The following is a 14,289-nucleotide window of genomic DNA, read 5'->3' on the forward strand; positions in this document are numbered from 1 at the left end:
GAATACTGCGCCTTGTTTTTGCTTCTTATTTAATAATAAAAGTTGGAGGGCGAAAAAACGCAATAATTTGTGGCGGTTACAAGCCGGCCACCAGATATTGTGAATGTTGTCCATATTTCGGAACACGTTTTTGTGTAATCTCGTGGTAATTAAGGTTTGATTTTTGCGGAAAAATATGTTAGAATAAATAACGGTAACGAAATTGTAATCATATAGTCGCTTACCTAAAAAACACTGAATTCTCTTTAATGAATTGAATTCCTTTGCTTAAAGAAAGGGTGTTACTTTGACTAAGATGCTAATCAGAAGGATACCTGCGGTTGTCCTCACGGTCGCGATCCTGTTTACAACCGTATTCGCGCTTTCGATTTCCGCAAGCGCACTGACATTTACAATGCGCACTACAATGCCTTCTACGGATAACGAGTACTACTACAGCGATAAGAACCCGTTCTATCCAGCGGGCTACGGTCTCCCGAACTGTACAGCTTACGCCTACGGCAGAGTTTACGAAATCACCGGCAAGAAGCCCAACCTCGCAACCAGCAACGCAGAGGACTGGTACGGCTACAATATGAGAAACGGCTATTACAGCTACGGCCAGACTCCCAGACTCGGCGCTGTAGCATGCTGGTCTTACAACGGCGGCGGCGGTCACGTAGCTGTGGTTGAGTACATAAACACCTCCACAGGCGAGATGATTCTCTCAAACTCCGCATGGAGCGCCAGATACGGCACATGCGAGCCGTTCTATCTCACATATGCAAACGTCAACGATTCCAATCCCGGCGGCAGCAGCTGGTGGAACTTCCAGGGCTATATCTACGCTGTAGATTCCGCTGAGGTCGTTGTGAATCCCGGTTCGGGCGGTAACGGCGGCAGCGGCAGCAACCCCGTTATTATCGACGACAACAGCGACAATACCGATACTCCCTTAGTAGGCAAGAACTACGAAAAGGGCGTTTATCAGGTAACAGTTGACGATTATCTCATGATGAGAACAGGCGCCGGCACACGCTACAGCTTTGTTACAAAGGTTCCCGACGGCGCTAAGCTCCAGGTTACTGCTGTCAAGAAGAACGAAGACCTCACTTGGGGCGAGACAAGCTATGACGGCTGGGACGGCTGGGTAGCTCTCAACTACTGCAAGTACACAGGCGGACTTGATACATGGAAGGATGACGTTGTTCCCACCGAGGAACCCACAGAGGCTCCCACAACAGCTCCTGCCACACAGAAGGCAACTGAGCCTGCCACAACAATCCCCGAGGTTCCCACAGAGGCACCCACGACGGCAGCTCCCACCACCGTTGCTCCCACAACAGCAGCTCCGACGACTCTTCCCGAGGTTCCCACAGAGGCTCCCACAGAGAAGGCAACCGAGCCCGATTTCTCAAACGGTATCGGCACAGGCGATGTTAACGCCGACGGTGTGATCGACATTGTAGATGCGACCCTGATTCAGAAGGCAGCCGCAGGTATGGGTAACTTAACCGCTAAGCAGCTTAAATGGTGTGACTTCGACTTTGACGGAAAGATCACCATTGCAGACGCAACTCTCGTTCAGAAGATTGCGAGCGGTATCTATAACTACTATCTCTAAAACAAAGGGCGGTTCAAAACCGCCTTTTTTGTTTGTCCGGATACGCGCAAAAAAGAGAAGTCCTGTTTGGGGACTTCTCTTTTTGCTTTTATTGTGTTGTTAAGAAGCTATCTTTACCTGAATCGCTGTTGCGTCGGAAATGTCAATTTCGCCGTCGCCGTTAAAGTCCGCGAGCTTTTTCTGATTCGTACTAAGCTGTTCGAGTTCCGCAAGATACTGTTGAATCAGAGTTACATCTAAAATATCGACATTTGAATCCAGATTAACGTCGCCGCTCTCGGGCTTGAATGTCAGCCCCTTGATAACAAGGGTTCCGCCCATATCGTTGTTCAGAGTGTCCTTGTACCACTGCATAAGATCGGTCATTTTGCCGTTATCATAAAAGTAGCTCATTCCGAATTCGGATTCGGGTATAAACTTGAACGCGCCGTTGCTGGTATCGACCCACTCGTCAACGCCGATTTTGGCGTCGCCGCCGTTGTTTTTGAGCTTGACCGCGATCGACGCGGTGCTTTGTGTCAGCTCTATGTTGTTGATGTCAGTGCAGATATAACCCGCGTGATCGGTTGTACCGCTGCCGATGAGCTTCCATGTATCCGTGTCGTTTGAAGGTGCTCCGTCCGCTTCGGGAACGAGGTAGAGTTCATATTCGGTGCTTTCGGCTTTTGTTTCAAAAATAACCTTGTCGAGTACATAGAAGTCCTTGTCAAAGGTGAGGCGGTTGAGAAAAACGCCCTCGTTTTTGCCTTCCAAGGTGACCTCGTATGTCGCGCCGAAGATTTCGTTCTGAATCATCTTTTTGCGGTCGGTTATCTCCTCGTACTGTTCAATAGCGAAGCACGGCTCGTAGGCTTTTCCGTCAAAGAGATATTTGGTTTCGTAGGATATCCAGTAAAAACCGTTCAGCGGACTTCCGCTGCCCCAGCTGCTTTTCATCAGCCACGCGCCGTTGTTTTTGGGAGTGCTTTTGAAATTGCTCTTGTCGTAGTTGTCATCCCAGCCGACGATTTCAACCTGATGGCCGTTTTTTGGTTCCGTATAGGATTCAGGCATATAGTAGGAGGTACTGTTGTTCATGAAGATGCCTTTGTGCGAGTAGCCCGTGGTCACTCCGCCGTTCTCCATGATCGCGCGCTTGATGCCGTCCATATTGTTTCGGGAAACATATCGCATCGCGGTAACGCCGTATTTGGCGCGGTCGGTCGGCACCTCGTCGCCCTTGATGTTGGAATCGGGCAGAATGTCGGCAGCGTCGCTCTCGAAAATACCGCCCTGCCACGAAGCGTAATATCCCGGGGCTATGTAGCAGTAGCCCGAATCGCTTATGCTGCGGATCCAGCCCTTGCCGTTTGTGCGCGTAGTCGCCCAAAGGTTCAGGTGAAGCTCGGACATTCGCACGGCGTTTGTGTCGGTGACGACGCCGTCGCGGAGCAGCTTGCTCTCAAACGCCGCGGTGGCGCTGTACGCCCAGCAGTCGTTATAGCTCTGGCTTTTTGCGGGAGTGACGTAGCCCTTGTCAAGTGAGCTGTACGACGACGGCAAATCGTCTGAGGAGCCTTCTGCAACGGTAGCATCGTAGGTCGCGGCGACCTCTTCGCCGTCGATGACAACTGCTGAGGCGGAAACGCTGACGGCGCCTGTAAGCAGCGCGGCAGCGGAGAGCACGGTGATAATTTTAATCATTGGATTATATTTCAATCCGTTCACCTCTGTCAAAATATTTTATATTGCCGTATTTTTTGATTATTAACTCAGTATACCAGATTAAAATCGATTTGTAAAGAATATTTCTCTGCCAAAAGTCACAATCTATTTTCGGGAGGCGAACTGATGCGTTTAAGAACAGATTTGGCGGTTGAGGCTCGCGAGATTGCGGGAGAAAACATCGGCGGAGTGGATTTTGATACCTACAGCGAGAACGGCATGGAGATTTCGCGGCTGACCGTGAGAACCGAGCGCGCGAGGCTGGCGCTCGGCAAGGAGGAAGGCACCTATGTCACAATTGAGCTAGAGTCGCTGACGGACAGGTTTTCGGATACCGACGGGCGGCTCAGGACAATCGGAGCCGAAATCCGCCGTCTGCTTCCCGTAAACGGTCTGCTGCTCGTCGCGGGACTCGGCAACGAGGAGATTACGCCCGATTCTCTCGGCCCGAAAACCGCCGCGAAGGTGCTCGCAACGCGCCACATCACGGGAGAGCTCGCGCGCGCGACGGGACTTGACAGGCTGCGGCCTGTCGCGGTGATGAGCACGGGAGTCACGGGTCAGACGGGCATAGAAACGGGGGAGTATATCCTCAGCATCGTAAGGCGTATCCGACCGAACGCGGTCATCGCCGTGGACGCGCTCGCTTCACGAAGGCTCGAGCGGCTCGGCTGTACACTTCAGATCAGCGACGCGGGAATATCCCCGGGAGCGGGAGTAGGCAACCACCGCACCGCAATCAACAGGGAAACCCTCGGTGTGCCCGTGATTTCGATAGGCGTTCCGACCGTAGTTGACTTGCGAACCCTCGCCTGCGACCTTCTCGGGAGTGAGTTCAAGCGCGACAAGGCGGAGAGCCTTGTGCCCGACGGCAGACAGATGCTCGTTATCCCGAATGAAATCGACCTTTTAACGGAGCGCGCGTCACGGCTCATTGCGCTCTCGCTGAACGCCGCCATGCAGGACAGGTTCACGCTTGAGGAGCTCGTTGAGCTGATGTAGCGCATTCATAAATATTTTGTCGCCTGCATATAATTATTCCAAAAGCAGGTGATGATTTGAAAGTGCGGATTCGAAAATTTTTCAGGATATGTCTTGCCGTTTCGCTTATCGGAACGGCTTGTTACTGTCTGATGATGCGCCTGCCCGAGTGCTTCGGCGGCAGCGACACGGCTCTCGCGGCAGCGGCGTTCACGCTCACGGACGGCAAATACCGCGTTGAAGCGCCCACAGAGCCGCAGACAGAGGCTCCGCGCGCAGTCAGAACCGAGGCTCAGGCTTCAACCAAACCGTCCGTGAAAACAGGAGGCTCACGCGACAAGTCTGGCTATTACGATTCTTACGGCGACCACAGCGGCGAAGCGCGATACTCCGTCGCGGAAAAGACCGTCGGCGCTGACGGCACGGCAGTTGAAAACGCATATGTCAAGAACCGCACGGGGCTTGATTTTGACTTTGATTCTATACTACATACGCCGCTGACATTCAGGACAGAGAAAAACTCAGCCACGCCGCAGGTGCTGATTTACCACACCCACACCAGCGAGGCTTATCTCGACGAGGACGTGGATTATTTTTACGAGAGCTTCTATTCGCGAACGCAGGACGAGAATTTCAGCGTTGTCGGCGTTGGCAATGTGCTCACGGAAACCCTTGAGAAGCGCGGTATCCGCACCCTGCACGACAAGACCGTCCACGACTCCACCTACAACGGCTCCTACGACAGGAGCGCCGAAACGGTTTGCGCGGACATGGCGGAGAATCAGGGGATAAAGGTAGTTCTGGACATTCACCGCGATGCGCTCGGAACAGAGGACTGCAAGGTCAAGACCGTTTTTGAGCACGACGGACAGAAGGCGGCTCAGATCATGATACTATCTGGCTGCGACATCTACGGCGAGCGCGGCTTTGACAATTGGCAGAATAACCTCAGTTTCGCCTTGAAGCTCCAGACGACAGCCGAGAGCATGTACCCCGGCATGACGCGGCCGATGAGCTTTGACTTCTTTGCTTATAACGAGTACATCTGCGACGGCTCGCTGCTGATCGAGGTCGGCACCGACGCGAATTCCGTCGACGAGGTTCAGCGCACGGCGGAGTATCTCGGCAAGGTGCTTGCGGCTGTGTTAACAGCATAGAAACAGCGTTTTGTAGATATTTACAAGTTGCCATGCTTCGCAAAAGTGATTTTTTACTTGCAAAACCCGTTTGAATTTGATATAATCATCATATATATGCCAAATGGGGTATGAAAATGAAGCACAGAACTCTGATAAATCGGATAACGGCGGTCATATTCGGGCTCGTTATGATATCGGCAGGCGTCGTCGGCGTTTTTGCCGAGGAGGAGCCTGTTGTTACAGAGCAGCCGATTGTAACCGTGCCCGTGACCGAAGAGCCTATATGGACGGATCCGCCGACAGAACCGCCGACAGATCCGCCTACCGTTCCGCCGACCGAGCCTGTTACCGAAGCGACCACCCAAGCTCCGACTCAGGCGACAACCGCTCCGGCAACCGCGCAGGAAACAACCGAAGCGCATACCGAAAGCGGCGGCGTTATCCATGATAACACTGATACCACCGAGTTTGTACCGCCGACGATACCAAAGACTGTCAGCGAGAAGAGCTACACAACCAACGCAGCCGCAGGTATCATCTCGTGGATATGCGTGATAGTCGGACTGATTGTTATATTCGCGGTCGCTGTCAGCACCAAGCTGAGCGGTTACCGCGCAGGCAGACGCGTATGACGGAAGCTTCAATCGGCGCCGTCAGGCTCAGATCGCGCGCGCTTCTCGCGCCGATGGCAGGAGTTACCGACCGAGCTTACCGAGAGCTGTGTATGGAGCACGGCGCAGGCTGCTGCGTCAGCGAAATGGTCAGCTCAAAGGCGCTCTCGTTTCAGAGCAAGAAGAGCGAGAAGCTGATGGTGATCTCCGGTATTGAACGCCCGTGCGGCATTCAGATATTCGGGGACGAGCCTTCCTGCATGGCGGAAGCGGCTGTTCACGCGATGAAAAACCAGCCTGATATTATCGATATTAACATGGGCTGTCCCGCTCCGAAGATAAGCGGCAGCGGCAGCGGCAGCGCGCTGATGCGCAAGCCCGAGCTTGTCGGCGAGATCGTCAGGGCTGTCACCGCCGTCTGCGACGTTCCCGTCACCGTAAAAATCCGCAAGGGCTGGGACGACGGCAGCGTAAACGCCGTTGAGATCGCCCAAATCTGTGAGCGCGCGGGCGCCGTGGCGATCACCGTTCACGGCAGGACGCGAATGCAGTACTACAAGCCGCCCGTTGACTATGAGATTATCCGTCAGGTCAGGCAGTCCGTGCAGATTCCCGTCATCGCGAACGGAGATGTCGACTCCGCGCAGAAGGCGAAGGAGGTCATGGAGCGGACAAGCTGTGACCTTGTGATGGTCGGCAGGGCGAGTCTCGGCAATCCGTGGCTGTTCGGGCAGATCAACGCCTATCTTTCGGGCGAAAAACTCTTCTTTCCGACTCTTGAGGAAAAGCTCGACACGATGGTCGGGCAGGTTGAGAAGATGGTTGAGTACAAGGGCGAGTACATCGCCATGCGTCAGGCGCGCAAGCTGGTCATCGGATATTTCAAGGGTATGAAGGGCGCGGCGGCGCTGCGAAACGAGGCAGGAAAGCTGAGCGCGCTCGAAGATATATATAAACTGAGAAACAGAATACTGAATACTTGAGTATTTTCTGTGGGGTTCGGTCAGAGCCGATTTATAACGTCGGTTTTGACCGAACCCCGCAGGCGGGTATATCTATTCAAAGCACAATAATGACACAAAGGGGAAGTTAAAAATGAGTGAATTAACAAACATCGCGGCACTGAAATACCTTCAGGAGTATGACCCCGCCGTCGGAAACGCAATGAACGACGAGCTTAAAAGACAGCGCCGCAATCTTGAACTGATTGCCAGCGAAAACATCGTAACACCTGCCGTTATGGCGGCTATGGGCAGTCATCTCACCAATAAATACGCAGAGGGTTATCCCGGAAAGCGCTACTACGGCGGCTGCGAGTGCGTAGACGTTGTAGAGGAGATCGCGCGCCGGAGAGCATGCGAGCTGTTCGGCGCAGAGCACGCAAACGTACAGCCTCATTCGGGTGCACAGGCAAACACTGCCGTATACTTTGCAATGCTCGAGCCCGGCGACACCGTTATGGGTATGAACCTCAACGAGGGTGGCCACCTGACCCACGGTTCACCCGTAAACATCTCGGGTAAGTACTTCAACTTCGTACCCTACGGCGTTGACAGCGTTACCCACCGTATCGATTACGACAAGGTTCTCGAAACCGCCAAGGAATGCAAGCCCAAGATGATCGTTGCGGGCGCTTCCGCATATCCCAGAATCATCGATTTCGCAAAGCTCAGAGAGATTGCCGATGCGGTCGGCGCTTATCTGATGGTTGACATGGCGCACATCGCCGGTCTTGTTGCCGCGGGCGTTCATCCCAACCCCGTTCCTTACTGCGAGTTCGTAACCACCACCACCCACAAGACCCTCAGAGGTCCCAGAGGCGGTATGATCCTCTGCCGCGCAGAGTTCGCAAAGCAGATCGACAAGGCTATCTTCCCGGGCACACAGGGCGGCCCGCTCATGCACACGATCGCCGCGAAGGCTGTTTGCTTCGGCGAAGCTCTCAAGCCCGAGTTCAAGGAGTACGGCGCAAAGGTCGTATCAAACTGCAAGGCTCTCGCGGAAGGACTTCTCAAGAGAGGCTGCAAGCTCGTTTCGGGCGGCACCGACAACCACGTAATGCTTCTCGACCTCCGCGATACCGACGTAACAGGCAAGGAGCTTGAGGCGCGTCTTGACGACTGCTACATTACCGTCAACAAGAACACTATCCCCGGCGAACCCCGTTCACCCTTCGTTACCAGCGGCGTAAGAATCGGCACAGCAGCCGTTACCACCCGCGGTCTGAACGAGGAGGACATGGATCTCATCGCCGAGTACATCACCCTCGTTCTCAACGACTACGAGAACAGCAGGGATAAGGTAAGAGCAGGCGTAGAAGCCATCTGCAAAAAGTATCCTCTTTACGAATAATCACGGTCAGCGGCAGGGCAAAGTGCTTTGCCGCGCCTTTTTTATACAGCTATACGGAGGTGACACACAATGCAAAAACCGCTTGCCGACCGGTTACGTCCGCAGTCGCTCGACGATATAGTCGGTCAGAAGCACCTGCTCGGAGAGGGCAGACCGCTGAGAAAAATCATCGAGAGCGGCGACGTGCCCAACCTGATTTTTTACGGGCCTTCGGGCGTCGGAAAGACCACCCTCGCGACCTACATCGCAAAGCAGACCCGCAAGACCCTCAAGAAGCTCAACGGAACCACCGCCTCGACCGCAGATATCAAGGAGATCGTCGCCGGGCTCAATACCTTTGAGGGGCTCAACGGAATCCTGCTCTATCTCGACGAGATACAGTACTTCAATAAAAAGCAGCAGCAGACCCTGCTCGAATACATAGAGAACGGCAGCATCACCCTGATTGCCTCGACCACCGAGAACCCGTATTTCTACGTCTACAACGCGATTCTCAGCCGCTCGACGGTTTTTGAGTTCAAGTCCGTCGAGCCGAAGGAGGTTGAGCGCGCCGTGATCCGCGCCGCTGAACTGCTCTCGAAGGAGCAGGATATCGAAATCACCCTCGAGGACGGCTGTGCCGCAAAAATTGCGACAGGCTGCGGCGGCGACGTGCGAAAGGCGATGAACGCCCTCGAGCTTTCGGCAATCGCGACGGACTGCATTGACGGCAAGAAGCATATTCTGCTCGAAACCGCCGAGGCTCTCTCACAGAAGAGTGCCATGCGCTACGACCGCGACGGCGACGAGCATTACGACATTGTTTCCGCTTACCAGAAGAGCATGCGCGGCTCAGATCCGGACGCGGCTCTGCACTACCTCGGCAGGTTGCTCGAGGCGGGAGATTTGCCGTCAGCGTGCAGAAGACTTATGGTCTGTGCCTGCGAGGACGTCGGACTTGCCTATCCTCAGATAATCCCTATCGTAAAGTCCTGCGTTGACATCGCCCAGGCGGTGGGTCTGCCCGAGGCGAGGATACCTCTCGCTGACGCGGTGATTCTCGTCTGCAACGCGCCGAAATCAAACTCGGGCTGTATTGCAGTTGACAAGGCTATCCGAGATATCCGCCGCGGAAACACAGGCCCAGTGCCGCGTCAGCTCCAGAATATGCACTACGACGGCGAGGATAACGAAAACAAGGGACAGCATTATATTTATCCTCACGATTACCCGAACCACTACACCTATCAGCAGTATCTTCCCGACATAATTAAGGACTCAAGGTATTATCAATACGGCGAAAACAAGAACGAGCAGGCATTCAAGGCCTATTGGGAAAAAATAAAAGGAATAAAACTATAGTGATTCTGCACAAAACTGACTGTGATTTTTCGTCATTGCAAAAACGGATATTTTCTTTAACGAAAAAAACGAAATTCAAAATAAAAATAATGTATAATATAATAGTGATTATAGGGTAGTATACACTACCTGTTGTGAGTACATTTTATGAGAGTAAACATTTAGAAGTTTGGAGGAACATCACTATGGTAAAAAAGCAACACAAATTTCTGTGCCTTGTTCTCTGCCTGGCTCTGATTGCGACTGCCGTAATGGTAGGTGCTGTGAGTGCGTTTGCGGCAAGCGGAGATACAGTCTATGTCAAGGCGAATAACGGCTGGACAAATCTCCACTGCTACATGTGGAACGGCAACGGCGAGCAGAAAAACGCCGATTGGCCCGGCGTTAAGATGACAGAGGTCGGCGACGGCGTTTATTCCTATACGCTTTCAGGTGACTTCTCCAAGATCATCTTCAACAAGGGCGAAGGCGGCAACGGCAACCAGACCACTGATATGGATTATCCCGGCGCAAACAAGATTTACGATCTCAGCGCCGGCTCATGGGGCGACTATGGCAACACACCCACAACTCCCACTCCCACAACTCCCACTCCCACAACTCCCACTCCCACAACGCCCACTCCCACAACTCCTTCGGGCGACAATGTGGTTTATTTCAAGAACACAGACAACTGGAGCGTTGTTAAGTGCTATATGTGGAACAGCGACTCCGACAAGAACGCCGCATGGTCGGGCGAGGAAATGACAAACCTCGGCGACGGCGTATGGATGTACACCGCAAAGAAAAAGTACGCAAAATGCATCTTCAACAACGGCAATGACCAGACAGACGACCTCACCGCTAATTACGGTCAGATTTACGACCGGTCAACAAAGCAGTGGTCACCCTATGACGTAAATGACCTGCGCATTACTTCGTTCACCGCAGACCCCGCTTCCGATGTTTACACAGGCTCGGAGGTTACTCTCACTGCGGAGGCGGCAAGCAAGAGCAGCTCCAATGTATTCTACAAGTTCAGTGTAACAAACGCCTCGGGCGGCAGCTCGGTTGTTTCCGACTTCAGCACAGCGAAGAGCGTTTCATGGACTCCCACTGCAGCGGGCAGCTACACCGTTACTCTCGATGTCAAGGACGACGCGGGCAACGACAACAGCCGTACCCTCAGCCTTACCGTAGCGCCTGACACAGGCGTCACAAACCCGATCATCAAGAAGGTTACTCCCGCTAACCTCAATCTCATCAAGATGGGTTCAACGGCGACCGTTTCCGTCACTGCGGGCGGCGGCCAGACAGGTACCAACCTGCTCTTCTACAAGTACGTTGTCACCGACCCCAACGGTGTGCCCAACGTTCCGTACTACACTCTCAACAGTACATATCAGTTCAAACCCTCAATGAAGGGCAACTACACAGTTGATGTTTTCGTTCAGGCTTCCGACAACTCAACAATCAGCAAAACCTACACCTACACCTCAACCGACGGCAACATTCCCACCCCGACCGAGCCTGTAACTCAGCCTCAGCCTACAACTCAGAAGCCCACCACAACTACCCCCGTACCGACAACAGTTCCCGCAACTACCTCCTATCCCACACCGACAGTTGCTCCCACAACTTCTCCGTCGGGCTACCGGTTCGGCGACGCGAATCAGGACGGCGATGTTAATATCATGGACGTTACCTACATTCAGAAGCACTGCGCCGAGTATGCTGACGCACGCACAATTGATTTGAGCCTCGCTGACATCAACCGTGACGGCATTATGACAGTATCTGACGCTACCGCGCTTCAGTATATTCTTGCAACTTAATTCGGAGGAGGAGCTATGAGCGGTATCAGACGAATTTTGACTCTGGTGCTCGTCCTGCTGATTGTCACCGCGACAGGAATAATTGCAGTTAATGCTTTGGAAACCTCGGAGAAATCCGAGGTTTCTGCGTCTGAAACTGAAATTGTCGTGTTTGTCAGACAGGATGGGCTGACCCAGCCGTATATTTATCTCTGGAACTCGCTGCCAACCAACAGCGCGATGTCAAAGTCCTACCCGGGCGAGAAGATGACAGAGTCGGGCAAGTGGTTCCGCTATTCGATCAAGGGCGTTACAAAGGTCAACGCTCTTATCACCGGCGCCGACGGAAAGCAGTATTCGCGCGAGTACAAGCTGACAGCGCCTCAGGGCGAGCTTGGACAGTGGTGGTTTTCAAACGGCAGATGGACTAAGTACGATCCCGACGAGGTAGATCCGCCTGACAGCGTCGATATGCGCGAGGAGAGCATCTACTTTGTAATGACGACCCGCTTCTACGACGGCGACAGCGGCAACAATGTTCACTGCTGGGACGACAGCAAGGCGGGCAATCCCGATTCCGACCCCGCGTGGCGCGGAGATTTCAAGGGCCTTGCTGAAAAGCTCGACTACATCAAGGCACTCGGTTTTTCCGCGATCTGGGTAACTCCCGTTGTCACAAACGCCTCGGGCTACGACTACCACGGCTACCACGCGATGGATTTCTCCACAGTCGACAAGCGCTACGAGAGCGACGACTTTGATTTTGAGGATCTGATTCACGCCGTTCACGAAAAGGGCATGAAGATTATCCAGGACGTTGTCTGGCAGCATACGGGCAACTTCGGCGAAGCGTTTTTCTGTCCGCTCTTTGAGAAGGACTACAGCGCCGACCTCTCAAACCTCGAGGAATCGATGATCCCGACAAAGTATCTTCTCGATTCCTACGGACTCAAATCACCTGAGGAATACTGGGCACAGAAGGGCGAGCTTCAGTACAAGCAGCGCCTGAACCTGATGAAGAACGTAGATTATCCTGCCGAGGTAGGCAACTCCAAGGGACTCCAACCCGACAAGAGCGACTACGATATCGTCAAGGTATCTGATAGCAAAACCTACAATCCGAACAACTATTACCATACAGGCTTCTTCCAGAGTCTTAACTGGGACGACTGGAGCTGCAAATACTGCCAGATTGACGGCGACTGCGTTGACCTCAACACCGAGAATCCCGCTGTCGCGGAGTACGTAACCAACGCCTACAGCAAATACATCGAGATGGGCGTCGACGGCTTCCGCGTCGATACCGTAAGACACATTCCGCGCGTAGCCCTGAATATAATGTTCAATCCCCAGATTCTCGACGCCGCGAAGGGCGCCGGCAACCCGAACTTTTTGATGTTCGGCGAAATCTGTACCCGATATACACAGACGTGGTACAGAGGTCACGCCGAGGAGAGCTCTCCGTACTACACATGGAAGGAAAGCAACCCCGAGTGGGAGAAAAACTGGTCGTGGGGTACTACCGCCAAGGATATCAACGACAACATGAACCTCACCTTTGACCACTACTTAGCCGAGGACGACCCGTCCGATGAACCTACCTCGGACAACGCATTCCTTAAGGGTATTTCCTACCACACGCCCGACCGCACCAAGGCATCGGGCATGGAGGCGATCGACTTCCAGATGCACCGCATGTTCGGCAGCGCCGAAAGCGCCTACAATATCGGCAGAGACGGCGACAAGTATTACAACGATTCGACCTATAATGTGATGTATGTCGATTCCCACGACTACTCGCCCGAATCGCCCGACGAGAAGAACCGCTTTGCAGGCGGTACCCAGACGTGGGCTGAGGATCTTGATCTGATGTTCACCTTCCGCGGTATTCCCTGCGTTTACTACGGCTCCGAGGTCGAGTTCAAAAAGGGAGCGGTCATCGACGTGGGTCCCAACGCTCCTCTCGAAACCACGGGACGCGCCTACTTCGGCGATTATCTGGAGGGCGCTGTTGAGGCAAATGATTTCAGCGACTTCACCGCGACAGGTACGGTCAAGGAAACGCTTGAAAAGCCGCTTTCTCAGCATATTTCAAAGCTCAACGCGATCCGCCGCGCGATTCCCGCCCTGCAAAAGGGTCAGTACACGACCTCGTCAACGTATGTCAGCGGCAATATGGCGTATATCCGCCGCTTCACCGACGAGAGCACAGACAGCCTCGCCTGTGTTACGATCTCGGGCGGCGCGACCTTCAAGGGACTGCCAAACGGAAGATACGTCGACGCCGTGACGGGCGATGTACAGAACGTAACCTCGGGCACGCTCACTGTTCCGACGATCGGAAAGGCTAATATGCGCGTTTATGTCTGCTGCGGCGAGGGCTTCACAGGCATCGACGGAGCAATAGGTGGCACGGGAACTTATCTGAAGTAAATAATATGCGGTCAGAATCGCATACTGAAATATTGTAAAAGATGTGCTTTTTATGAACAAGACAGACTTTATCGCGGAGCTCTGCAAAAAGACAGGACTCAGCACTGAGGACGGCTCAAAGGTTAATGACGTTATCGAGAACAACAACCTTCTCGGAAACGCTGCCAAGATCATAAGCCAGATCGCCGAGAAGCTCAACATCAGTGAGGAGCAGGCTCAGGATATCCTCGCGAAGGCGAAGGACATCATCGGCGGCGGTATCATGGATAAAATCAAGAATCCGTTCGGCGGCCAGTAATAAGGCAAAACAAAACGCCCGGCGCAATCGCGTC

Annotated in this window: 11 protein-coding genes; 10 read left to right on the forward strand and 1 reads right to left on the reverse strand. The window is 53.4% G+C overall.

Features of this window, described 5'->3' with window-relative positions; genetic code table 11:
* The first annotated feature begins 295 nt into the window (after nucleotides 1–295).
* Nucleotides 296–1,603 carry a CHAP domain-containing protein gene (locus AB1I49_RS02660; RefSeq protein WP_316609938.1) on the forward strand — a complete coding sequence of 436 codons (1,308 nt, stop codon included), beginning with the start codon at nucleotides 296–298 and terminating at the stop codon, nucleotides 1,601–1,603.
* Between the two features lie 99 nt (nucleotides 1,604–1,702).
* Here the strand turns inward: AB1I49_RS02660 and AB1I49_RS02665 are convergent, their stop codons facing one another.
* A complete protein-coding gene (locus AB1I49_RS02665) occupies nucleotides 1,703–3,286 on the reverse strand; it encodes a dockerin type I domain-containing protein (RefSeq protein ID WP_316611584.1) in 1,584 nt (527 codons plus the stop codon).
* Between the two features lie 147 nt (nucleotides 3,287–3,433).
* Between AB1I49_RS02665 and gpr the strand changes: the two genes are divergently transcribed.
* From gpr to AB1I49_RS02710, 9 genes are all read left to right on the forward strand, one after another.
* Nucleotides 3,434–4,309 (forward strand): GPR endopeptidase, encoded by an 876-nt coding sequence (gene gpr, locus AB1I49_RS02670; RefSeq protein ID WP_407721314.1) that lies wholly within the window; start codon nucleotides 3,434–3,436, stop codon nucleotides 4,307–4,309.
* Nucleotides 4,310–4,371: 62 nt separating this feature from the next.
* Nucleotides 4,372–5,445 (forward strand): stage II sporulation protein P, encoded by a 1,074-nt coding sequence (spoIIP, locus tag AB1I49_RS02675; protein WP_316609939.1) that lies wholly within the window; start codon nucleotides 4,372–4,374, stop codon nucleotides 5,443–5,445.
* A 116-nt stretch (nucleotides 5,446–5,561) separates the two neighbouring features.
* Nucleotides 5,562–6,059 (forward strand): hypothetical protein, encoded by a 498-nt coding sequence (locus AB1I49_RS02680; RefSeq protein ID WP_316609930.1) that lies wholly within the window; start codon nucleotides 5,562–5,564, stop codon nucleotides 6,057–6,059.
* On the forward strand, nucleotides 6,056–7,021 hold the full coding sequence (dusB, locus tag AB1I49_RS02685; RefSeq protein WP_407721315.1) for a tRNA dihydrouridine synthase DusB: 966 nt from the start codon (nucleotides 6,056–6,058) through the stop codon (nucleotides 7,019–7,021). Before AB1I49_RS02680 ends, dusB begins: the two co-directional genes overlap by 4 nt.
* Nucleotides 7,022–7,133: 112 nt before the next feature.
* Complete coding sequence (gene glyA, locus AB1I49_RS02690; protein WP_316609932.1) at nucleotides 7,134–8,390, forward strand: serine hydroxymethyltransferase; 1,257 nt, start codon at nucleotides 7,134–7,136, stop codon at nucleotides 8,388–8,390.
* Between the two features lie 69 nt (nucleotides 8,391–8,459).
* Nucleotides 8,460–9,731 carry a replication-associated recombination protein A gene (locus AB1I49_RS02695; protein ID WP_316611587.1) on the forward strand — a complete coding sequence of 424 codons (1,272 nt, stop codon included), beginning with the start codon at nucleotides 8,460–8,462 and terminating at the stop codon, nucleotides 9,729–9,731.
* 185 nt (nucleotides 9,732–9,916) lie between these two features.
* Nucleotides 9,917–11,545 (forward strand): starch-binding protein, encoded by a 1,629-nt coding sequence (locus AB1I49_RS02700; RefSeq protein ID WP_407721316.1) that lies wholly within the window; start codon nucleotides 9,917–9,919, stop codon nucleotides 11,543–11,545.
* Between the two features lie 15 nt (nucleotides 11,546–11,560).
* Nucleotides 11,561–13,957, forward strand: coding sequence for an alpha-amylase family glycosyl hydrolase (locus AB1I49_RS02705; protein ID WP_407721317.1), 2,397 nt, complete (start codon nucleotides 11,561–11,563; stop codon nucleotides 13,955–13,957).
* Between the two features lie 52 nt (nucleotides 13,958–14,009).
* Nucleotides 14,010–14,255 (forward strand): hypothetical protein, encoded by a 246-nt coding sequence (locus tag AB1I49_RS02710; RefSeq protein WP_407721318.1) that lies wholly within the window; start codon nucleotides 14,010–14,012, stop codon nucleotides 14,253–14,255.
* Nucleotides 14,256–14,289: the final 34 nt, after the last annotated feature.

The sequence above is a fragment of the Ruminococcus sp. NATIVEDY160 genome, assembly GCF_045819885.1.
In the GTDB taxonomy this organism is placed as follows: Bacteria; Bacillota; Clostridia; order Oscillospirales; family Acutalibacteraceae; genus Ruminococcoides.